This window comes from Lysinibacillus sp. RU7 (assembly GCF_057837305.1).
In genome coordinates, this window is sequence record NZ_JBYQFK010000045.1 from 1 (window position 1) to 21,480 (window position 21,480).

Sequence of the window (21,480 nt, forward strand, 5' to 3'; positions counted from 1 at the left end):
CCTCCTCGTCGCTCGTACCTCGCTCCTGCGGGGTCTTCAGCTCATGCTATTCCCGTAGGAGTCTCGCCGATTCCGCTACAATCAACTGACAAGTCATTTTTGATCACGTTTTTCTAAAAATACGCTTCTATACAGGAAATATTTTGATAATCAATACACCTGAAAATATGTTGTATTTAATTAACTAATAATCAAAGTTGAACAATAGCAGGGGGATTAAAATGGCCGAACCAATTACTATTAGAACTATTATTAATAAAGTAGTTAGTGGAGAGATTCGTATTCCATCTTTTCAAAGGGATTTTGTTTGGACTCCCAATCAGGTGGCATTTCTTCTAGATAGTTTATATAAGGATATACCAATTGGGAATTTATTTTTCTGGAAAACAAGCGAAAAACTTAAAGTAGAAAAGGATTTTGGTAATTTTACATTACCTGACCCTGAAAAAGATTATCCAGTAAAGTATGTTTTAGATGGACAACAAAGAATTACTTCTTTATTTACAGTTTTTCAAGATGAAATAAAACCTACTAAAACTAATCATAATTGGATAGATATTTATTTTGATTATAAAAATGCAGAGGGATCGAATGATAGCTTATTTATTGCATTAAAAGATGAAGAAGTAGATGGTAAGTGTCATTTTCCAATGAAAGTATTATTCGATTCAGTAGGGTATAGAGCAGCAACTGAAGAACTATCAAAAGAAGATATAAAGAAAATAGATAAGCTTCAAGAGAAATTTAAAGAAGTAATGATACCTATCCAAGAAATCGAAACTGAAGATAAAGGGAAAGTTACAATAGTATTTGATAGGATAAATAGAGCGGGAACAGATTTAGATACTTTCCAGCTAATTACAGCTTGGTCTTGGAATGAACAATTTGATTTAAGAGAACAAATTGAAAATCTCGCTGATGAATTAGAAGATTTTAATTTTGGAGAGTTATCAGAAAATCAAGATTTATTATTAAAGTGTTGTAGTGCTGTAATCAAAAAAAACACTTCTCCAGATGCAATTGTAAATATTACAGGGCAAGAAATAAGAGAAAACTTTAATAAAATAAAGAATGGAATAAAAGGAGCCATAGACTTTTTAAAACAGGAAGTTAAAGTTAATTCATATAAAGTCTTACCATACCCTTCTATGTTAGCTTCTTTATCCGTCTTTTTTGCAACAGATAAAAAAAATGGACGTTTGTATAGTGATAAGCAACGAAAAGAGTTAATAAAATGGTTTTGGAGAGCATGTTATTCAAGAAGATATTCTAGTGGTGTAAATGATAAACAAGAAAAGGATATTTTAAACTTTTTAGCACTATTAAAAAATGAAGAATTAAAAGTATCAAATTTTAAATGTGACATAGAAAAGGACTTTTTCTTAACTAATCAATTTGATTTATCTACGGTTAATACTAAGATATATGTTATAACCTTAGCAAATCTAACTCCTCGTTCGTTTATTTCTGGAGCGAATGTTGGATTGGAGGAAGTTTTAAAAAATTGTAGTAAAAACGAATTTCATCATATATTCCCTAAAAAATATTTAAGTAATCAAGGGCTAAAGAATAAAGAAATTAATATTTTAAGTAATCTATGCTTCTTAAATAATGCAGACAATCAAAAGATAAAAGATAAAGCACCTTCAGAGTATAAGAAATTATTAAATCCTTCATCTGCTTCAATTGAAGAAATTTTAAAAACACATGGGTGCCCGAAAGATACATTTGAGTTGAATTATAATGATTTTATAAATAAAAGAGCGGAAATTTTATCGGAATTTGTAAAAACGTTATTGTGAGTTATATAATATTACTGACGTCTCCGAAATGAGTCTGTAAATATGTAATACTTCCTAGTGAAGAAAGTCGTTCAAAATAAATCAACAATCTTAAGAAAGTATACTACTGATTAGTAGTGTGTTCTCGAAAGATGGTAGGTATAATAACCTACCATATTTTTGTTTTGTTTTAGACTATAGTCTTTTCTTTTAAGAAGAATTTAAGTGCATTCGTATTATAATAGGCGTAATAAATCGAACGACTATTGTAGGTGAATTTATGCAAACATCCTTAACGTATGAAGTGAGAGAAAGTATCGTACGATTGAATTTACAGCGCATGAAAATCATTGCAACACTTGTTTTTTATACGCTTATGCTTGTGACAGGCATACATTTTAGCCATATTTATTTCTTTAATATAGAAAAGAACAACGCACTAGCTTTTGCTAGTTTATATACAATTCTATTTTATGTAAATATGAGTGTCTTTTATGTTAATCATAAAAAAAGATTAAATATAAATCCTCAAACGATTCACAAATATGAGCGGTATATTCAGGTGTATGTATATAGCATGTTAGTGCTGATTACATTAATCACAATGGGAGATGTCCTATTTTATAAGCATATGGCTATTTTTGAAGTGTTTTACTTGCTTATTGCAGCATTACTTATTTTAAAGATGCATCAATTTGTATTGCCAGCAGCGTTTGCAACGGTAGTCTTTGTTATAGCGAGTTTCATGAATAGTACAAATGAACAGGCGATGAGTATATTAACCTCTGTATTGATTGTTGTACCAACCGGCATGTTTATACAGTGGATGGTGTATCGTACACAAATGACGAGCATTAAACAACAACTATTACTCCAAAAAGAAACGTCGAAAACAAAAGAGCTAACTAAGCAACTGCAAGAAAAAAATGAAGAACTAGCCCGCATTGCTTCCCATGATGTATTAACGAAATTACCAAATCGTCGAGCGCTTGATTTAAAAGCTAGTCGCCTATTACAAGGTGGAGAAAAAGCTGTTCCGGTAACAATATTGTTAATGGATATTGATTATTTCAAGCAATATAATGATTATTACGGGCATTTTATTGGCGATGAGGCACTTGTAAAGGTAGCTTCCACTTTAGCGGAATTTGCGAAGAAATATGGTTATTTTGTTGGCAGATGGGGAGGGGAAGAGTTTGTTATGATTGCTGACGGTCATTTACCACATGTTGCTACAATATGTGAAGAATTGTTGACACAAATTCAGCAATTAAACATCTCTCATCCGTGTTCTGAGTGTGCAAAATATATGACGATGAGTATCGGTGTATGTGAAGCAGAAGTGCAAACAATCAAAAATGTTCAAAGTTGTTATACGGTAGCGGATGAAGCACTTTATAAAAGTAAATCGAAAGGACGTAATACATATACAGTCCAATCGCTTATGTCTATTTAAGTATGAATAAATCCCTCCTTTGTGCATACGGTGTTGCAAGGAGGGATTTTTTTGTCGCAAATAATGGATTGGCACGTAGAAGAAGTGTTTAAGTTTCCGCTCGAACTAGGAAGCGTGAAAGAGGGCAAATCAATAAACGTCCGAGTCAATTGGGAAAAAGAACAACTAAATAACGCAATTCGCATACAGGGCATCTATCATATAACAGCAAAAGTACAATTTGGATTAGAAGCACAACCGCAATCTGCTGAGGGTACGTTTATTGAACATATTGATTTAGCAGATGATGAAGGTTATTTCGAATATGCTTTACCATTTAGATTAGAACTACCAAATATCGAATTAAAGGATTTACGAGTAGAAGATATTCAAACAACATGTCAAGATGTACTTCGTATAGGATGGCAAGTCGTTTGTGTATATGAAGAGTTAACGGTGACAGACGATGTACAAGATGAAACGTTGTATATAGAAGAACCGAAATTAGAATTGAAAGAAAGTACAAATGCAAAAGTGAAAGAAGAAGCTAGACCAGAAATTGTAGAGGCATTTGTAGAGTCACCTATGGAACAGTTGGTGGAAGAATATGTTGAAGAAACGGTAAAAGAATCGACAGGATTTTTGTTTGAATTAGAGGACAGTTATCGCAAACAATCTGTTCCTTTAAATAATATCCGCCAAGAGTAGATAGGATAAAAGTGCTAAAATAGCGAGCAAAATCATATCGCCTGTTGTTGGTACAATAAGTGTGCGGATTGCTTGGAATATGGCTACTGGTAATATGATGTGTCTACAGTAAAAACGTGTTTTACGAAGCCACTTTGGCAATAAATAAGGGTTATAATTTCGCCTCATTTTTATAACTTCCTTTCGTTTTAAAATCGACTATCCGCTGTTGTGGATAGTTTTTTTTAATAAGACTGTTTTATAAAGGTTATAAAAGAATCACTGATGAAACTTGTGAAAATAAACAAGCATAGTTATTTAAAAGGTTGTTCAAATCGTTATAAAAAATGAACCTGTGAAAAATTATATGAATGATTTAAGTAGATTATGGCAACGACTATAATAGGTGTGAATTTTGACGGTGAATGATTCGATAAAAAGCTGTTATACAAATTACAGAGAGGTCATTATAGTCTATTCTTCGACATGCGTTTACGACACAACAAGTAAAAAGTTGAATGCTTATGTAAGCATGGTGGTAAATCGATCCGATGAACCTTATATATTTGTAACTTAGCTTGAAAATCATGCATAAATTGTTTACAATAGCATGTAGCTAAATATTTGATGCAGTGAATAGGAAGAGTAAAAAACAGGTAATGCTAGCAGAGAGGGAACGGTAGCTGAAAAGTTTCCGCATGAGCGTTTTTGAATGTAGCCTAGGAGCAGCCTTTATGAACTAATAGTAGTAAAGAGCCGGTTAAACACCGTTAACGAATGAAGTGCCAATGTGGCAGTGAGCTTAGCAAAATGCGAGCGCTTGACGTGTACTTGACAATAGGCTGAAAGAAAGCGCTTGAAGTCAAGGAACGACGACATGAAGTAACCGCAGTGAACATAAACGTTCATGAGGATTACTGAATAAGGAGTGACGCAGAATGCGAGCGCTTGACTCAGCCTATTTGGAAGTAAAGGTGGTACCGCGATCTAACTCCCTCGTCCTTTTATAGACGATGGGGGTTTTTTATTTTCTAAAGGAGGAAACAACATGACAGAAATTACAATGCCGACAAAGTACGATCCACAAGGCACAGAAGCTGGTCGTTATGAATGGTGGTTAAAAGGTGAATTTTTCAAAGCACAGCCAGAGAGTGGGAAGGAGCCATATTCGATCGTCATCCCACCGCCAAACGTAACAGGGAAACTACATCTTGGTCATGCTTGGGATACAACATTACAAGATATCATTATTCGTATGAAACGTATGCAAGGATACGATGCACTTTGGTTACCAGGGATGGACCATGCGGGGATTGCGACACAGGCAAAAGTAGAAGAAAAATTACGCGGTGAAGGTGTTACACGTTATGACCTTGGCCGTGAGAAATTCCTTGAAAAAACATGGGAATGGAAAGAAGAATATGCTTCTCATATTCGCGCGCAATGGTCAAAGTTAGGCTTAGCACTGGATTATTCACGCGAGCGTTTTACGTTAGATGAAGGTTTATCGGATGCAGTAAAAGAAGTATTCGTAAAACTTTACGAAAAAGGTTTAATCTACCGCGGCGAACGTATTATTAACTGGGATCCAGCAGCGAAAACAGCATTATCGGATATCGAGGTAATCCATAAAGAAGTAGAAGGCGCATTTTATCATATGGAATACCCATTAGCAGACGGATCTGGCAAATTACAAGTAGCAACAACACGTCCAGAAACGATGCTTGGGGACTCTGGTGTAGCGGTTCATCCAGAAGATGAGCGCTATAAACATTTAATTGGAAAAACAGTTATCTTACCAATCGTTGGTCGTGAAATTCCAATCGTAGCAGACGATTATGTAGATATGGAATTTGGTACAGGTGTGGTAAAAATGACACCAGCACATGACCCGAATGACTTTGAAGTGGGTAATCGTCATAACTTAGAACGTATTTTAGTCATGAACGAAGACGGTACAATGAACGACCTAGCCGGCAAATATGCAGGTATGGATCGCTTTGAATGTCGTAAGCAAATCGTAGCCGACTTACAAGAACAAGGTGTGCTAATCAAAATTGAGCCACATGTTCACCAAGTTGGTCACTCTGAGCGTTCGGGTGCAGTAGTAGAGCCGTATTTGTCTGCACAATGGTTTGTAAAAATGGGTCCTCTTGCTGAGCAGGCTCTTGCGATGCAGGCGGAAGAAGACGAGAAGGTAAACTTTGTACCTGCTCGCTTTGAAAACACATATAATCGCTGGATGGAAAATATTCATGACTGGTGTATTTCACGTCAATTATGGTGGGGGCATCAAATTCCAGCTTGGTATCATAATGAAACAGGTGAAATTTACGTTGGGAAAGAAGCGCCAGCAGATGCAGAAAACTGGACACAAGATGAAGACGTCCTTGATACGTGGTTCTCATCCGCGCTTTGGCCGTTCTCAACAATGGGTTGGCCAGATACAGAAAATGAGGAATTCAAGCGTTACTATCCAACAAACACATTAGTAACAGGCTATGATATCATTTTCTTCTGGGTAAGCCGTATGATTTTCCAAGGGAAAGAATTCACAGGTGAACGTCCGTTTAAAGATGTACTGATTCACGGTTTAGTTCGTGATGCAGAAGGACGTAAAATGAGTAAATCATTAGGAAACGGTGTTGACCCAATGGATGTCATTGACCAATACGGTGCAGATTCGCTACGTTACTTCTTATCAACAGGTTCATCACCAGGGCAAGACTTACGTTATTCAACTGAAAAAGTAGAGTCTACTTGGAACTTTATTAATAAAATTTGGAATGCTTCTCGTTTTGCACTAATGAATATGGAAGGCTTAACGTATGAAGAAATCGATTTAACAGGTGAACTATCTGTTGCAGATAAATGGATTTTATCGCGCTTAAATAACACAATTGAACGTGTAACGGCGTTGTCTGATAAATACGAGTTTGGTGAAGTAGGCCGCGAGCTGTACAACTTCATTTGGGATGACTTCTGTTCTTGGTATATTGAAATGGCGAAATTACCACTGTACGGGGAAGATGAAGTGGCGAAGAAAACAACGCGTTCTGTACTAGCGTACGTATTAGATCAAATAATGCGTTTATTACATCCATTTATGCCATTCGTAACAGAAGAAATTTGGCAGCACCTTCCACATGAAGGCGAGTCCATTACAGTAGCAGCTTGGCCACAAGTACGTCCAGAATTTAACTTTGAGGCAGAAGCAGGCCAAATGAAGCTATTAGTAGACATTATTCGTTCTGTACGTAATATTCGTGCAGAAGTAAATACACCGATGAGTAAAAAAGTGCCGCTTTACATTTCGGCAAAAGATCCAGAAACAGCAGCAATACTTGAAACAAATAAAGCATATATTGAAAAATTCTGTAACCCAGAAATGCTTGAGATTGGTGTAAGCGTTGAAGCGCCAGGTCAAACAATGTCAGCCGTTGTTTCGGGTGCAGAGCTATTCTTACCACTTGCTGGTTTAATCAATGTAGAAGAGGAAATTGCTCGCCTGCAAAAAGAATTAGATAAATGGGCAAAAGAAGTAAAACTTGTAACAGGGAAGCTATCAAATGAAAAATTCGTTTCGAAAGCACCAGAAGCATTAGTAAATGCAGAACGTGAAAAACTGGCAGACTACGAAGAAAAGTATGCAACAGTTGAGAAGCGTTTAGCGGATTTAAAAGAGATGTAATATTTCTTAATGGATGATCATTAAGGAGTGAAGGGGTTGTTCAGAAAGTTTTTACTTTCTGGATAACCCTTTATATTTTGTATAAACAAGATGATAGACAAACTGTGAGGAATCATACACAATCTATAGTGGTGATTCATTTCGGCAATTTAGGAGGAATATCGATTGTTCCAATCAATGAAACATTGTACAGATTACATTTTTGCATTAAAAGCGAGCCAATATAAAGGCCAGCCTCTAGAGTCCGCTCGAAAAATTTTACAAGCACTTGGTAATCCGCACCATCAGACAAAATTTATTCACTTTGCAGGCTCCAATGGGAAAGGTTCTACATTAAATGCAACAAGAGAAATTTTAATGCATCATGGGTTAACCGTAGGAGCTTTTATTTCACCGCATTTAGAACGAGCAAATGAACGTATTACGATTAATAAACAACAAATTTCAGACGAAGATTTTGTGCGATATGCAAATGCAATTGTGCAAATTATTGAACGAGACTTAGAAGGTCAATTTCCAAGCTTTTTTGAATTTGTAACGCTCATTATGTTTCAGCATTTTGCAGCACAACAAGTGGATGTTGCACTCATTGAAACGGGCATAGGCGGTCGGTTAGACTCGACGAATGTACTTGTTCCTGAAGTGAGTGTGATTACAACCATTTCGCTCGAGCATACGGAGATGTTAGGCGATACGTATGAGGAAATCGCGAATGAAAAAGCCGGCATTATGAAAGCAGGTAAACCTGTCGTTGTCGGTGTTCGTCATAGCGAGGCGCGCAACGTGATTTGTGAAAGAGCCCAGGAGAAAAATGCCCCGCTATACATGCTTGACCAAACGATTGTACTCAATAAGAATGCGACGGAACAAACCTTTACATACGAAGCATTAGGGAGAAAATTAGAAGATGTATATGTGAAAATGGCGGGCACGCATCAGCTTGATAATGCGGCGTTAGCGATAACAGCTGCGCTTCTTTTCGATTCGTCGATTAGCGATCAAGTGATTCGAGAAAGCTTACTATATGCGAGTTGGGATGGTCGCTTTGAACGTGTGACACCGCAAATTATTTTAGATGGTGCACATAATTCAGAAGGGACCACAGCGTTACTGGCAACACTTGCGCAAGTCGCTCCGCAGAAACGCTATAAATTTGTTTATGCGGCACTTCAAGACAAAGACCATCGCATTAGTATTCGTATGATGGACGCGGTAGCAGCCGAAATGCACTTTACAGAAATCGCTTTACCACGCGCCGCAACAGCAGAAGCACTAGCAAAAGAAAGTACGCACAAAAAAAAGTTTATTCATAAAGATTGGCGCTCGTTGTTGCGTGAACAAATCGCGCAAATTGCATCAGATGAGTTGCTAATTATTACGGGTTCACTCTATTTTATTGCGGAGGCACGTACATTTTTACAGGAGGAACTAGTATGATTACAGGTTTAGAGCAATATAAGGAAAAATGGCAAATCCAGAGTGAACAAGTGATAAAACCAGGTTTACAAGCGATGGAACAGGCACTTGAGTTGCTCGGGCATCCTGAACGTGAAACGATCTTTATTCATGTGGCAGGGACGAACGGGAAGGGGTCAACAATTGCCTTTTTAGAAGCGATTTTACGTGAACATCATGTAACGGTTGGGAAGTTTATGTCACCGTGTATTTTAGATGTACATGATCAAATTCAGATTAATGGTGAACTGATTGCTGAGGCAGAGATGGATAAGCTATTTCAAGAAATGCAACAGGCGGGGATCAGTGGGACCTGTACAGATTTTGAGTTATTAACATGCGCAGCGCTATTGCATTTTAAAAATAAAGCTGTAGATATTGCGTTAATTGAAACCGGGATGGGTGGGGTGCTTGATAGTACAAATGTCATTACACCTGTTGTTTCCGTTATATCAAGTATCGCATTGGAACATACAAATTTCCTGGGAAATACACTAGCTGACATTGCATACCACAAAGCAGGTATTATTAAAAAAGGTGTGCCTATAGTAATAGGTGATTTACCTGAGGAAGCATTAGCGGTCGTCAAGAAAACAGCAGCAGAAAAAGAAGCAAAACTTTTCATATTAGGTCAGGATTTTCATGTAAAAAATGATTGCTTTGAGCATATGCAAGTAAAGCTAGATGCATTAACTCGCAAAATGGTAGGTAATCATCAAGCACATAATATGGCGTTAGCGATTATCGCCTTTTTACAAGTGGCAGCACATTTACGTATAGAAATGGACGGAGAAGCATTAAAGAAAGGTGTTGCAAGTGCCTCGCTTGCTGGACGATTTGAAGAAGTATTACCGAATGTTTATTTCGACGGTGCACATAATCCAGCGAGTGCTGAAAAGCTTGTCGAGACGATTAAAACACATTTACCTCGCAAAAATATTGAGTTTGTTGTCGGAATGCTAGCCGATAAAGAGATAGATGCGGTGCTAAGGCTACTTGAACAAGTGAGTACAACATTTACGTTTGTGAATTTTAATAATGAACGTGCGATGAAGGCGAAAGATATTATAAAAAAAAGCAAGGCAGTGGATCGTCGTATTACACATGACCCAATCAGCTATTTACAACAACCTAAAGATGAGCGAACAATCATTATTGTAACAGGCTCTTTATATTTATTAAGCATGCTACGTGCACAGTTAAAGTGCGAATCATAAATGTATTTGTCGAAAAATTTTAGGACAAGAGCGACATAACTCTTGTCCTTTTTTTATTATGATTTGGTAATGTGGTGCTTGAGGTGATCGCAATGTTTTCAAAGCAAATGATTAGTACAAAGCAAGTAATTCGTGCTGCGCTGCTTGGTATATTTATCGGGCTAGCAGGCGTTGGCATTTTTGCACTTTTCCTAATGAATGCATCAGCACCAGTAGACGCTCCTGCTGTTACAACAGATGAAGGGGAAGAGGGCGATGTAGTTGAAGTAAACACACTTCCTCAAAAAAACGTGCGTTTGTATGCAAGTCAGCATGGTGCTTTTACGACGCTTGATAGTGCTACGGAGTTTATGTCTGCTTATCCTACACTAAATAAGGCACTTGTCGTACAGGTAGTGGATAAATTTTATGTTTGGTCTGCAGTATCGCCAGGGAAGTTAGAGAGTAAAATGGAGCCAACCTCATTTTCGAAATCTTTTCAGTTTTACAGTGAAGCTTGTCCGCAAGATACTATTGCCAATATCCCCATTTATGTACAAGATGAAAATAAGCTAAAAAATAATTTTGAACAATCGACAGATAATGGACAAGCACCAGATGAGTGGAAGGCTTTTATGGAGAGTATTACAGCACTTTCCGATGATATAAATGTCATTCGGCTACATGCGTTAGCTCATTTTTATGATCAACACGATTGTCTAAAAATAAAATTTGATGAGTAAAAATGAAGCAAAATGAAATTTTACGTAATCGCGTAGATTTTTCAAAAAAGCAATTGTCAGTTATGATAGTGCCAAGGGGGTATCATCATGAATTTCAAAACAACGCACGCATTTGTACTGGCATCAGCATCACCACGTCGAAAGGAGTTATTTAGTCTTTTAAATATTCCATTCGATATTGTGACAAGTGATGTAGAAGAGACAAGCGTAAAAGCGCAAAATGTACAGCAATATGTAACAGAGGTAGCACTGCTTAAAACAAGAGATGTGGCGAAAAAATGTCCGAATAAACTAGTGATTGGTGCAGATACAATTGTTGTCTATAATGATTGCTTACTGCATAAACCTAAATCGCGTCAAGAGGCAATAGAGCATTTGCAAACTTTATCAAATGATGTGCATACTGTCATGACAGCTGTAGCACTCATTGCCCCAGATGGCACAGAAAGGACGTTTGTTGAAAAAACAAAGGTTATATTTAAAGATATTCCATCAGCATTAATGGAAGCCTATGTAGATTCAGGAGACCCATTTGATAAAGCAGGGGGATATGGCATTCAAACGGACGGTGTATTTTTCGTAGACCGCATCGAAGGCGATTATAATAATGTTGTTGGTTTACCGTTAGCTTCATTAGTAGAGCACTTATTGTCACTGCAATATATCTCAATTTAAAGGAGTGACATAGTTGACGCTTACACCATTTCCAGAGTTGAAAATTCGCGATGTTCATGAACACGATCGACCACGGGAACGGCTCATTAGGCAAGGCGCACAAAGTTTATCCAACCAAGAATTATTAGCCATTCTATTACGAACAGGGACAAAGGAGGACTCTGTGCTGGCCCTTGCTAATCGTATATTGATGAATTTTGAAAAATTGCATGCGTTACGAGACGCAACGATTGAAGAAATGACATCGATTAAAGGTGTAGGAGAAGTAAAAGCGGTACAAATTTTAGCTGCGATCGAGTTAGGTCGTCGTCTTGCACAAAAAGAAATCAATGAACGTTTCACGATTCGTTCGCCAGATGATGCAGCGCATTTTTTAATGCCAGAAATGTCTAGCTTGCAGCAAGAACATTTTGTCGTTCTTTTTTTAAACACAAAAAATCAAGTGTTACATAAAAAGACGATTTTTATCGGCAGTTTAAACGCCTCAATCGTGCATCCACGCGAAATCTTCCGCGAAGCCGTAAAGCGCTCTGCTGCCTCTATCATTTGTGCACATAATCATCCATCGGGGGTGCCGACACCAAGCCCGGAAGATATTGATGTGACGACGCGCTTAATGGAAGCTGGCCTTATTATTGGCATTGATTTAATCGATCATATTATTATTGGTGATCATCAATTTATCAGTATGAAAGAAAAAGGCTATTTTTAAGGAATTTATGACACATGTATACAGAGCTATTAAACGAAGTTCGGTGTGAAAAATCTGTTTTTGCGCTAAGCATGAAGGTAAAGGGTTTTGTAAATGAAGTATATATTTTGATAAAGAGCCCAATGTGTAATCGTTATTATTCGTAATATGTAATCGTATATTTTTTCTGTACTGGAACATTCCATGATTGTAGCTTATGGAATGTTCTTTTTATGTGGAACAGTGTATAGTGAGTTGAATCTGTCTTTCGCAGAAACGGACCATGTTTATACTTATAACATTATATAGGGCGTAGCGTCAGGAAAATGCAAATTTACAACGTTAAGATTCCCAAAACATCCAAACGATGGTTTGGGAAGGTTTGTACTTAAAACTAATGTGTAGCAGGATGCAACATGAAACGTTTGAAGGGAAAATATATTTTGTACCGAAATGCACTTTAAAGTATTAATTTTAGGGGGGATGGTATGCGAGAAGATTATAAGAATATGCGTGGTAAAATCGTACACGGCAAGACTCCTGAAGAAAGGTTTAAAGAAGTGTATGGAATAACAATTGAAAAATGGAAAGCAAAACAACAAGAAAAATTTAAAGCTCAAACAGGAATGAGTTCCGAAGAATGGTATATAAAACAAGTAACTTCTTCAACACCAATTGATTATCTTAAAAGTCGTAATGGTAATGTTTCCGAGAATGATGTTGAACTAGTGAAAGATTTACAAAAGTTAGGATTAAATGATGGTGTAATAAATGTATTACTGGATTATGTGAACATTGTTAGTAAAATTGGCGTTATTCACTCGTTAGTAAGAGAAATGGGTGAAAGTTGGCTTAAGGAAATGTCTTAACTATTGAAAGTGCAATAGCCTTTGTTAGGGAGAACTGGAACAACTAAAGTATTCAAAATAAATTCTCCAACATAAGATTTCATCTTGAATTAACGGGGGCAACAAACAGTTTAAAAGTGCCCAAACACCGCTTTAGTAACATTACACCCCATTCATTATTTTGAATGGGGTTGTTTGCTTTTGACTGCTTAGGAACAATCTGTCCCTTAAGAACATTTTTTTGTTCTTATTTTTATCATAAATACCATTTTTTAGCCTTTTATATATTGACGCTCGATATATTATCTTGTTATGATACGAACATCGATATATCGACAGTCATTATATGGAGGTAATATGTTTCCTTTATCAGAACCAACGTATTTAATTTTATTAGCATTATCAAAGGGGCAGATGCATGGTTATGGCATTATTAAAACGATTTTTGAGGTGAGCGAGGAGCAGTATGAAATTGCGCCAGGAACGTTGTATGGCGTATTAAAAAACCTTGAAAAGCAAAAGCATATTGAGGTTGTCGGCGTTGATTTAGATAATCGCAAAAAGAAAATTTATGCGATTACAGAGACGGGGCTATCGGCATTACTACAAGAGCAACAAAGATATGAGCAGCTACTGAAAATTACATACCGAGTACAAGGGGCCGGAAAGTAATACTGGAATAGTATTTTATTCAAATATAGGAGGTGTTTTAGTGTTATGTCCGTGACGAAGACTTTACATAAAAGATTTCATTCATTTGAACAGGAGGAGAAGTGGCTAAATGAGCTAGCTGACCTCGGCTGGCGTTTAATTGCATTTGGTGATGGTGAAGCGAATCTTTCTTATACATTTGAGCTAGATTCAGCGGTGAAGGGGATGCATTATAAAATTGATTACCGCAGGATGAAAAATAAGTCAGAATTTGAGGATTATGTGACGCTTTTTGAAGAAACAGGATGGCAGCAGGTACCATGTAGGTGGAATAATTATAAATACATTTTTATTTCAAATGTAGCTATGGATATATATTCGGATAATGCATCGTTAATCGAGCGAGAGAGGCAGCGTCGAAAAATGGACCTCGTCGGTTTTAGTATATTTGTTGTTGGGATTATTGGCTGTACCATTTGGTATTACTATAGGCGTGAGGATTATTTGCCGGTGCTTATAATATTTTATAGTTTAGTAGCAATTTATTTGGCTTGGCGAATTTGGAATAGAACGAAAAATATGAAACAGCTTCGGGGGTAAATGATGAATACGAGAGTGTTACGTTGGGTTTTCTTCTTATGTAATTTGTCGGCAATACTACCGATTACGATGGCAGCATTTGGACTTTATAAAGAGTTTATTCAAGAGCATATGAACTATTTACTAATACCGTTGTCAATTGGTGTAATTGGGTCATTTATATTGCCTAAGTATGAGTCGTGGAACAATGAACGGGAGATGCGACAAATGAAATAAAGTTACATATGTTGACGTTGTTCCACGATTTAGCGTGTTGTTTTATATTTGGTATTTTTTGTTATAATTAATATATTTAGTTGATAAGGAGGCGGTTTATCTAAATGAAATTGTTATTATCTTTCGTTTATGATGTTGTATGGAATGAATAAATTAAAACTATTTATTGAAAGGTAGTGGAAAATGGAATTTCATTCAAAACGAGAATATTTATACTCTTTAAGTTATATATTCATGGGAATCCTTACGATTTTTAATCCTACAACCGTTTCAGCGCTAAAGATATTATTCGTTTTAGGAATCATCATAGTTTTTTATTTCACTATGACGATACATACAGCAACTATAAAAAAGGATGCCATTCAATATTTGATAAAATTTTTCTCGTTCATGATTTCACAACGCTCTATACCTGTCAAATCGATTGAGAAGATTGAAAAAATTAAATATACAATGAAATTGCATAACAAAGACGGGAAGAATATCCATTTTGCGATGTACTCACCTGAATTTATTTCAGCGGTGGAAGAGTTTTGCGCACAACATAACATTTCTATAGTGGCGAAAGAATCGAAGAAAAATGCATAATGGTGGGCAAGTAAAAACAGCATCAAGTTCGTTTGATTTTATTCAAACTATACAAACACATACAAAATAACGTTCCCAAATGACTTAGAGAACCATTACCCATTGTTTAATGACCTAAACTCGGAATAATAAGTATTAAATCCAAGGTTAATTAAATATTTGAAACGGAGGAGTAAAATGGTGGCTAATCTTGCACTTGTAATGGTAATATTTTTGATTTTATTGATTTTTGCGTATATTTTGTCCAAAAAAATTAAGTTCAGTAAACCAATTCCTTTCCCTATCACTCTATTAATGGTGTTAGTCGCTATTCTTCTTATGTTAGGTTTACTACAATAAAATAATGTGTTTGATTTTTATAATTTTAAATTTAAATAATGTATACATAATAACGTTCGCAAATGACACTTTGGGGGCTTTCTCATAGTTAAATTAATAATGAATAAAACACAAAAGGCGTTACAATATATGGTAAATATTATTTGTGGGGTGTTAGTTTTGAAAATTATATATTTTTTCTACTTTGTCGCAGTTCTTAGTATTATCACTTTTACTTATGATTTAGTTAAGTTAGGCACTTTCGATTGGTATTCTCTTGCAATAATAATTTGTATGATTGGGATTGCAACAGGATTAAAAAAGAACACTAAAAACCCTCAATCAAAAATAAACTAATCAATGCTATAAAAACAGAAGCACAACAGCAAGTAAAAACAGCGTCAAGTTCGTTTGATTTTATTCAAACTATACAAACACATACAAAATAACGTTCCCAAATGAAAGCTTGGTATCATTTTAAATAGTGACAAGTACTGTTAAATCAGTGTTTGTCGCTGTTTTTATTAGAAAATAATGCTTTGAGACGGTGTGAGAAATTATTTTAAAGAGGACTGTTCGATTCACTTGTTCTGAATGGCTTTAACATATAAATAGACTGTCAATGAAATGTTACCAAGGGACGCTTTGGAAACTAGCTCCACCATTTAACGTCTTCTAAAATATGGAATATTAAAATTTAAGGAGATGTAAGTAGTTATGAAAAAAATGGTTTATGCAATTCTAATTACTGCTGCTGTAGGTTTAGCTGTTACTGTATTAAGTAATCGAGCTAGTCAAGACACGGTTTTAGCTAAGGAAATTGAGTCTCTTTTAAAAAATAGTGAAAAACCAATTGATTTAACGAAGCTTACCGATTTCAATTGGACTCAAGTCGGTGTATTTGGACCTTATACATCAAATGAAGTTATTGAAGATTCAATGGGAATTAAATTTAATGGTGATAATGGAGGAATTGATATTTTAGAAGACCGTTTTTTATTAGTATTTGCTGATGAAAAATATGCTGTAAAAACGGTTATACTTTCAAGGAAATACGGTAACTACGAGATAAAAGATAATAAATTTTTAAGTGTTGAGCAGTAATTTGCTAGTATGTATCAAATATGCAATTTACATTGAAATAACGTTCCCGAATCAATGTTTTAAGTGTTTTTCCTTATTACATTTATATACAGCTTTCTATCCAGGGTACGCAAACACTTGATATATCAACATTTACATGTTTATGGCTTATCGTCTAGTATGCATATAATTGTGTATATTGCTTAACGTTGTAAATCTATATTTTTATAGCGCCACCCCTATCAGCATGTTAATCAATGCGAAATCACCTGATGCCCACATTAGGAGCAAAAGTATATGTTTATTTATTTTAATAATATTACAATAGGATAACAGGGAACCTCTTTCTACAAAAATCGTCATAGTTTTGCAATGTAATTGTTAAAAGTTACATAGTTTTTTTGTTTGTTTCGTGACAACAATACAAATAAAATAGAGTAAGGAGTTTTGTTATACGGATCATTGTGTCGAAATGTTTACGAATAGTTGACATGGCACTATAATTTTGTTCATGTATCCGCTATAATAAGGCGTATGATTTTAGAGAGCTGACACAGAATGGCTTATAGAGAAAGGGAGTACTTAATTTGTTTGGATTAGGAAATAAGGATGTCGGGATTGATCTTGGCACAGCGAATACACTAGTATTTATTAAAGGAAAAGGAATCGTTTTACGCGAGCCATCTGTTGTTGCCAAAAATACAAAAACAGGTGACATTGTTGCAGTAGGGAATAACGCTAAAAATATGATTGGTCGTACACCAGGCTCGATTGCAGCTATTCGTCCAATGAAAGATGGTGTGATTGCCGATTTTGATATTACGACAGAAATGATCAAGTATTATTTACATGAAGCGTTAAAAAATTCAGGCTCTAACTGGAAAAAACCGAACGTTATGGTGTGTGTACCATTTGGGATTACATCTGTAGAACAACGCGCAGTAATTGATGCGGCACGTCAAGCAGGTGCTAAAGAAGCCTTTACAATTGAAGAACCGTTTGCAGCGGCGATTGGTGCAAACTTACCTGTTTGGGAACCAACAGGCTCAATGGTTGTCGATATTGGTGGTGGTACAACGGAAGTAGCTGTTATTTCATTAGGTGGTATTGTTACGAGTGAATCCGTACGCGTTGGTGGTGATGCAATGGATCAAGCGATTATTTCATATATCCGTAAAGCATATAACTTAACAATCGGTGAGCGTACAGCAGAAGCGATTAAAGTAGAAATTGGTACAGCGCGTGTAGATGATGCAAATGAATCAATGGACATTCGAGGACGTGATTTATTAACAGGTTTACCGAAAACAATCGAAATTTCAGCAAAAGAAATTTCAGAATCGTTACGTGAAGCCATTACAGCGATTATTGACGGTGTGAAAAAGACATTAGAACAAACACCACCGGAGTTATCGGCAGATGTAATGGAACGTGGGATTGTATTAACAGGTGGTGGAGCACTACTTCGTAACTTGGATAAAGTCATTAGTAGTGAAACACAAATGCCGGTATTTATCGCAGAAAATCCACTTGATTGTGTAGCGATTGGTACAGGTAAAGCGTTGGATCATATTGATTTAATTCGTTCGCAACAAGTGAGATAAGGAGGATAGGCAATGCCACATTTTTCAAATAAAAAATTAATACTGCTTCTAGTAAGTGTAGTTTTCCTTGTGGCATTGATTAGCTTTTCATTACGTGATCGTCAAAACGCAACGTTGCCCGAACAAATCATTAAAGATACAGTTGGCTTTGCACAAGGAATTGTAGCAAAGCCGACAAATTACATAACAGGTATTTTTAGTAATATTGAATCGCTTTTAAGTACGTATGAAGAAAATAAGCTATTAAAAATGCGCTTAGAGGACTTTGCTGTATTGCAAGCAAAAGTACACGATTTGGAAGCGGAAAATGCTACGTTACAAGAACTTGTCGATAAAGAAGAAAGCTTACGCGATTATGAACCGCTTCATGCGACGGTCATTGCGAGAAATCCTGATCAATGGGAAGAGAAAATTATTTTAAATAAAGGCTCTGTACACGGTGTAGAAAAAAATATGCCCGTTATGACAGCGCGCGGTCTCATCGGAAAAATTATTCTTGTGACACCATTTACATCAGAAGTGGAACTTCTTTATACAAATAATTCAAATTATCGTGTATCTGCTCTTGTTCAAGGTGAAAAAGGGAATGTGTACGGGCTAATTGAAGGATTTGATGCAGAACGCAACGAACTAATTTTAAAACGCATTGATTCAAGTCAAAAGGTGCAAGTAGGAGAACGTGTCGTATCATCAGGACTTGGCGGCATTTTCCCGAAAGGTATCCTCATTGGTGAAGTAACGGAAGTGACAACCGATGATTTTGGATTAACAAAGATGGCGTTTGTCAAACCGACAGCCGATTTCTCCTTACTTGAAGAAGTAATTATTGCGAAACGTTCAATGACGATGGTTGATGGCCAAGATGGAGATGGCACGAATGAGGACTTAACAAATGAAAATACAACAGTTGAAGGTGACGAATAATGGTAAGATTATTAATTCCATTCGTCGCTGTGCTGTTGTTTTTATTGGAGCCGGAGTTTTCTAAATTTTCGCCTATTCATTTCGAAAACTATACAATGTATTTAGTGCCACGTTTTTTAATTTTGTATTTAATTTTTATCTCTATTTACTATAATCGAAAACGAGCAGTTATTTATGGTTTAATATTTGGGCTCTTGTACGATGTATTTTACATTGATATTATTGGATTATATGTAGTGTTATATCCAATCATCTGTTTTTTAGCAGGTTGGACTGTTAAATTTATTCATCAGCATTTAATTATTACAACCGTTTTAGCTGTTTTACTAGTTGCTGTAATGGAATTTATTTTGTATGAGTTTTTCCTGCTAATTCATTTGACAACGATGCCATTTGATACGTTTTTCAATGGTCGTTTGCTACCAACAATTGGAGCAAATCTTTTATTTTTATTAATGCTTGGTTGGGCGTTTAAGTATCTGATTGATGCTCGTTTGCTTGAGCGAGAACGTAGTATGATTTAACTGCTTTCAGTAGGTATTTAAACATACACCGAGGTGTAATTGATAAACAGAAGCGTGGGGTGTCACTCTAACTATGAAAAAGTCGTATGTCCATATTAAAGGGACAAAAGATGGACTAGTACTTCGACTTGATGATCAGTGTGCATATTCTGAACTAGTTGAAGAGCTGGAGCAGAAAGTGTCAGAAGGCGGCATTGATGGCAAAGTAGAGGTACAACTTCACTTAGGAAATCGGTATTGTACGGATTTACAAAAACAACAGCTGATTCGAGTTGTACAAAATACGGGTAAAATGCTGGTGTCAAAGATATTAAGTGACGTGCTCACAATCGAAGAAAGCAATCAACAAGTTGCGCAGCAAAAGTGTGAAACATATGTTGGCATTGTACGTTCGGGACAAATTGTTCGTACATGTGGGGATATTGTCGTGATTGGAGACGTGAATCCAAATGGTCGAATTGAAGCGGGCGGCAATATTTATGTGTTAGGTAAATTAAAAGGCATTGCTCATGCAGGGATTGAAGGAAATGAGGAAGCTGTCATTACCGCAGCATTTTTTGCGCCAACGCATGTGCTAATCGCAGATCAAATGGAAGCGATGAGTAATGAGCAGCAATTTGTTTTAAAACATAGAGAACAGTTATGTGCGTACTTAAATTCAGAAGGTGAAATTTCTTATGGACATGTACAAGAGGTAAGAAAGATTCGCCCTTTTTTGGATACGTTTAAAGGAGGAAGCTAATGTGGGTGAAGCAATCGTAATAACTTCAGGTAAGGGCGGTGTCGGTAAAACAACAACAACTGCTAATCTTGGCACTGCATTGGCTCTTCAAGGGAAAAAAGTATGTTTAGTAGATACAGATATCGGTCTTCGAAATTTAGACGTCATACTTGGTTTAGAAAACCGTATTATTTATGATTTAGTCGATGTAGTTGAGGGTCGTTGCAAGCCACACCAAGCGCTTGTAAAAGATAAGCGTGTAGATGAAAAACTATTTTTATTACCAGCTGCTCAAACGACAGATAAAAATGCAGTAACAACAGAGCAGATGAAGAGTTTAATAGAGGACTTAAAACGGGAGTTCGATTATGTATTAATCGACTGTCCAGCAGGCATTGAACAAGGATATCGGAATGCTGTTGCAGGAGCGGATCGTGCAATTGTTGTGACGACACCTGAAATTTCGGCGGTACGAGATGCCGACCGTATTATCGGACTACTTGAGCAAGAGCCGATTGAACCACCGAAGTTAATCATTAACCGCATTCGTAAACATTTAATGGATAGCGGTGATACGATGGATATTACAGAAGTAACGGCGCATTTATCTATTGATTTATTAGGTATTATTATTGATAGCGAGGATGTTATTAGCTTTTCCAACAAGGGAGAGCCTATTGTAATGGATCCAAATAATAAAGCATCGTTAGGCTACCGTAATATTGCCCGCCGTATTTTAGGAGAATCAGTACCGCTAATGGCGCTTGAGGAAGAGCGTAAAGGCATGTTGGCAAAAATTAAATCGATTTTTAGTAAATAAAACAAGTATGTTGATTATCAAAAAAATTCCTATATAGAAGCGTGTTTTTTTTAGAAAAAAGTGATCAAAAATGGCTTGCCAGTTGATTGAAGTGGAATCGGCGAGACTCCTACGGGAATAGCATGAGCTGAAGACCCCGCAGGAGCGAGGTACGAGGGCACTGAAAAACTTACATTTTTTTAAATGAACAATCAAAAAAAGGCAACTAGCGTTCAAAATGAACTGAAGT

Annotated in this window: 21 protein-coding genes and 1 other annotated feature; of the genes, 20 read left to right on the forward strand and 1 reads right to left on the reverse strand. The window is 36.3% G+C overall.

Annotated elements, in window-relative coordinates; translation table 11 throughout:
* The first annotated feature begins 221 nt into the window (after positions 1–221).
* The 3 genes from AC3II9_RS20890 (at position 222) to AC3II9_RS20900 (ending at position 3,924) form a co-directional block, all read left to right on the forward strand.
* Positions 222–1,802, forward strand: a complete 1,581-nt coding sequence (locus AC3II9_RS20890) for a GmrSD restriction endonuclease domain-containing protein (RefSeq protein ID WP_489158582.1) — start codon at positions 222–224, stop codon at positions 1,800–1,802.
* A gap of 259 nt (positions 1,803–2,061) precedes the next feature.
* Positions 2,062–3,237, forward strand: a complete 1,176-nt coding sequence (locus AC3II9_RS20895) for a GGDEF domain-containing protein (protein ID WP_489158584.1) — start codon at positions 2,062–2,064, stop codon at positions 3,235–3,237.
* A gap of 51 nt (positions 3,238–3,288) precedes the next feature.
* Positions 3,289–3,924, forward strand: a complete 636-nt coding sequence (locus tag AC3II9_RS20900; RefSeq protein WP_489158586.1) for a hypothetical protein — start codon at positions 3,289–3,291, stop codon at positions 3,922–3,924.
* Here the strand turns inward: AC3II9_RS20900 and AC3II9_RS20905 are convergent.
* Entirely contained in the window at positions 3,901–4,092 is a 192-nt protein-coding gene (locus AC3II9_RS20905) for a hypothetical protein (protein ID WP_489158588.1), read from the reverse strand. The genes AC3II9_RS20900 and AC3II9_RS20905 overlap by 24 nt on opposite strands.
* 434 nt (positions 4,093–4,526) lie before the next feature.
* Positions 4,527–4,910 (forward strand) — a binding site (T-box leader).
* A gap of 41 nt (positions 4,911–4,951) precedes the next feature.
* Here AC3II9_RS20905 and AC3II9_RS20910 point away from each other — a divergent pair.
* The 17 genes from AC3II9_RS20910 to minD all read left to right on the forward strand — a co-directional run bounded on the left by AC3II9_RS20910 (position 4,952) and on the right by minD (position 21,251).
* A complete protein-coding gene (locus tag AC3II9_RS20910; protein WP_489158590.1) occupies positions 4,952–7,594 on the forward strand; it encodes a valine--tRNA ligase in 2,643 nt (880 codons plus the stop codon).
* A 165-nt stretch (positions 7,595–7,759) separates the two neighbouring features.
* The gene (locus AC3II9_RS20915) at positions 7,760–9,031 is read left to right on the forward strand and encodes a bifunctional folylpolyglutamate synthase/dihydrofolate synthase (RefSeq protein WP_489158592.1); all 1,272 of its coding nucleotides are present in this window, start codon (positions 7,760–7,762) and stop codon (positions 9,029–9,031) included.
* A complete protein-coding gene (locus tag AC3II9_RS20920; RefSeq protein ID WP_489158594.1) occupies positions 9,028–10,266 on the forward strand; it encodes a bifunctional folylpolyglutamate synthase/dihydrofolate synthase in 1,239 nt (412 codons plus the stop codon). The genes AC3II9_RS20915 and AC3II9_RS20920 overlap by 4 nt, the downstream gene beginning before the upstream one ends.
* A 92-nt stretch (positions 10,267–10,358) precedes the next feature.
* On the forward strand, positions 10,359–10,988 hold the full coding sequence (locus AC3II9_RS20925) for a hypothetical protein (protein WP_489158596.1): 630 nt from the start codon (positions 10,359–10,361) through the stop codon (positions 10,986–10,988).
* An 87-nt stretch (positions 10,989–11,075) separates the two neighbouring features.
* The gene (locus AC3II9_RS20930) at positions 11,076–11,663 is read left to right on the forward strand and encodes a Maf family protein (RefSeq protein ID WP_489158598.1); all 588 of its coding nucleotides are present in this window, start codon (positions 11,076–11,078) and stop codon (positions 11,661–11,663) included.
* 13 nt (positions 11,664–11,676) lie between these two features.
* Positions 11,677–12,375: a RadC family protein gene (gene radC / locus AC3II9_RS20935; RefSeq protein ID WP_489158600.1), complete on the forward strand. Its 699-nt coding sequence runs from the start codon at positions 11,677–11,679 to the stop codon at positions 12,373–12,375.
* A 467-nt stretch (positions 12,376–12,842) separates the two neighbouring features.
* Complete coding sequence (locus AC3II9_RS20940) at positions 12,843–13,223, forward strand: hypothetical protein (RefSeq protein WP_489158602.1); 381 nt, start codon at positions 12,843–12,845, stop codon at positions 13,221–13,223.
* A 336-nt stretch (positions 13,224–13,559) separates the two neighbouring features.
* The gene (locus AC3II9_RS20945) at positions 13,560–13,874 is read left to right on the forward strand and encodes a PadR family transcriptional regulator (RefSeq protein WP_489158604.1); all 315 of its coding nucleotides are present in this window, start codon (positions 13,560–13,562) and stop codon (positions 13,872–13,874) included.
* Between the two features lie 45 nt (positions 13,875–13,919).
* Entirely contained in the window at positions 13,920–14,453 is a 534-nt protein-coding gene (locus tag AC3II9_RS20950) for a DUF2812 domain-containing protein (RefSeq protein ID WP_489158606.1), read from the forward strand.
* A 3-nt stretch (positions 14,454–14,456) separates the two neighbouring features.
* Entirely contained in the window at positions 14,457–14,669 is a 213-nt protein-coding gene (locus AC3II9_RS20955) for a hypothetical protein (protein WP_489158608.1), read from the forward strand.
* A gap of 369 nt (positions 14,670–15,038) precedes the next feature.
* On the forward strand, positions 15,039–15,257 hold the full coding sequence (locus AC3II9_RS20960) for a hypothetical protein (RefSeq protein ID WP_489158610.1): 219 nt from the start codon (positions 15,039–15,041) through the stop codon (positions 15,255–15,257).
* A 1,035-nt stretch (positions 15,258–16,292) separates the two neighbouring features.
* Positions 16,293–16,679, forward strand: a complete 387-nt coding sequence (locus AC3II9_RS20965) for a hypothetical protein (protein ID WP_489158612.1) — start codon at positions 16,293–16,295, stop codon at positions 16,677–16,679.
* A 566-nt stretch (positions 16,680–17,245) separates the two neighbouring features.
* Positions 17,246–18,262, forward strand: coding sequence for a rod shape-determining protein (locus AC3II9_RS20970; RefSeq protein WP_391369315.1), 1,017 nt, complete (start codon positions 17,246–17,248; stop codon positions 18,260–18,262).
* Between the two features lie 12 nt (positions 18,263–18,274).
* Complete coding sequence (gene mreC / locus AC3II9_RS20975; protein ID WP_489158614.1) at positions 18,275–19,186, forward strand: rod shape-determining protein MreC; 912 nt, start codon at positions 18,275–18,277, stop codon at positions 19,184–19,186.
* The gene (mreD, locus tag AC3II9_RS20980) at positions 19,186–19,710 is read left to right on the forward strand and encodes a rod shape-determining protein MreD (RefSeq protein WP_391369320.1); all 525 of its coding nucleotides are present in this window, start codon (positions 19,186–19,188) and stop codon (positions 19,708–19,710) included. The genes mreC and mreD overlap by 1 nt, the downstream gene beginning before the upstream one ends.
* Before the next feature lie 73 nt (positions 19,711–19,783).
* Positions 19,784–20,452, forward strand: coding sequence for a septum site-determining protein MinC (locus tag AC3II9_RS20985; RefSeq protein ID WP_489158616.1), 669 nt, complete (start codon positions 19,784–19,786; stop codon positions 20,450–20,452).
* A gap of 1 nt (position 20,453) precedes the next feature.
* Entirely contained in the window at positions 20,454–21,251 is a 798-nt protein-coding gene (minD, locus tag AC3II9_RS20990; protein ID WP_391369324.1) for a septum site-determining protein MinD, read from the forward strand.
* The last annotated feature ends 229 nt before the right edge of the window (positions 21,252–21,480 follow it).

What these genes read in the sequence shown, in the direction of transcription:
- AC3II9_RS20905 (WP_489158588.1), bottom strand. Translation starts at nt 4,092, where the DNA reads ATGAGGCGAAATTATAACCCTTATTTATTGCCAAAGTGGCTTCGTAAA.
- AC3II9_RS20925 (WP_489158596.1), top strand. Translation starts at nt 10,359, where the DNA reads ATGTTTTCAAAGCAAATGATTAGTACAAAGCAAGTAATTCGTGCTGCG.
- AC3II9_RS20920 (WP_489158594.1), top strand. Translation starts at nt 9,028, where the DNA reads ATGATTACAGGTTTAGAGCAATATAAGGAAAAATGGCAAATCCAGAGT.
- AC3II9_RS20950 (WP_489158606.1), top strand. Translation starts at nt 13,920, where the DNA reads ATGTCCGTGACGAAGACTTTACATAAAAGATTTCATTCATTTGAACAG.
- AC3II9_RS20910 (WP_489158590.1), top strand. Translation starts at nt 4,952, where the DNA reads ATGACAGAAATTACAATGCCGACAAAGTACGATCCACAAGGCACAGAA.
- AC3II9_RS20940 (WP_489158602.1), top strand. Translation starts at nt 12,843, where the DNA reads ATGCGAGAAGATTATAAGAATATGCGTGGTAAAATCGTACACGGCAAG.
- AC3II9_RS20895 (WP_489158584.1), top strand. Translation starts at nt 2,062, where the DNA reads ATGCAAACATCCTTAACGTATGAAGTGAGAGAAAGTATCGTACGATTG.
- mreC (WP_489158614.1), top strand. Translation starts at nt 18,275, where the DNA reads ATGCCACATTTTTCAAATAAAAAATTAATACTGCTTCTAGTAAGTGTA.
- AC3II9_RS20955 (WP_489158608.1), top strand. Translation starts at nt 14,457, where the DNA reads ATGAATACGAGAGTGTTACGTTGGGTTTTCTTCTTATGTAATTTGTCG.
- AC3II9_RS20930 (WP_489158598.1), top strand. Translation starts at nt 11,076, where the DNA reads ATGAATTTCAAAACAACGCACGCATTTGTACTGGCATCAGCATCACCA.
- mreD (WP_391369320.1), top strand. Translation starts at nt 19,186, where the DNA reads ATGGTAAGATTATTAATTCCATTCGTCGCTGTGCTGTTGTTTTTATTG.
- AC3II9_RS20985 (WP_489158616.1), top strand. Translation starts at nt 19,784, where the DNA reads ATGAAAAAGTCGTATGTCCATATTAAAGGGACAAAAGATGGACTAGTA.
- AC3II9_RS20945 (WP_489158604.1), top strand. Translation starts at nt 13,560, where the DNA reads ATGTTTCCTTTATCAGAACCAACGTATTTAATTTTATTAGCATTATCA.
- AC3II9_RS20965 (WP_489158612.1), top strand. Translation starts at nt 16,293, where the DNA reads ATGAAAAAAATGGTTTATGCAATTCTAATTACTGCTGCTGTAGGTTTA.
- AC3II9_RS20890 (WP_489158582.1), top strand. Translation starts at nt 222, where the DNA reads ATGGCCGAACCAATTACTATTAGAACTATTATTAATAAAGTAGTTAGT.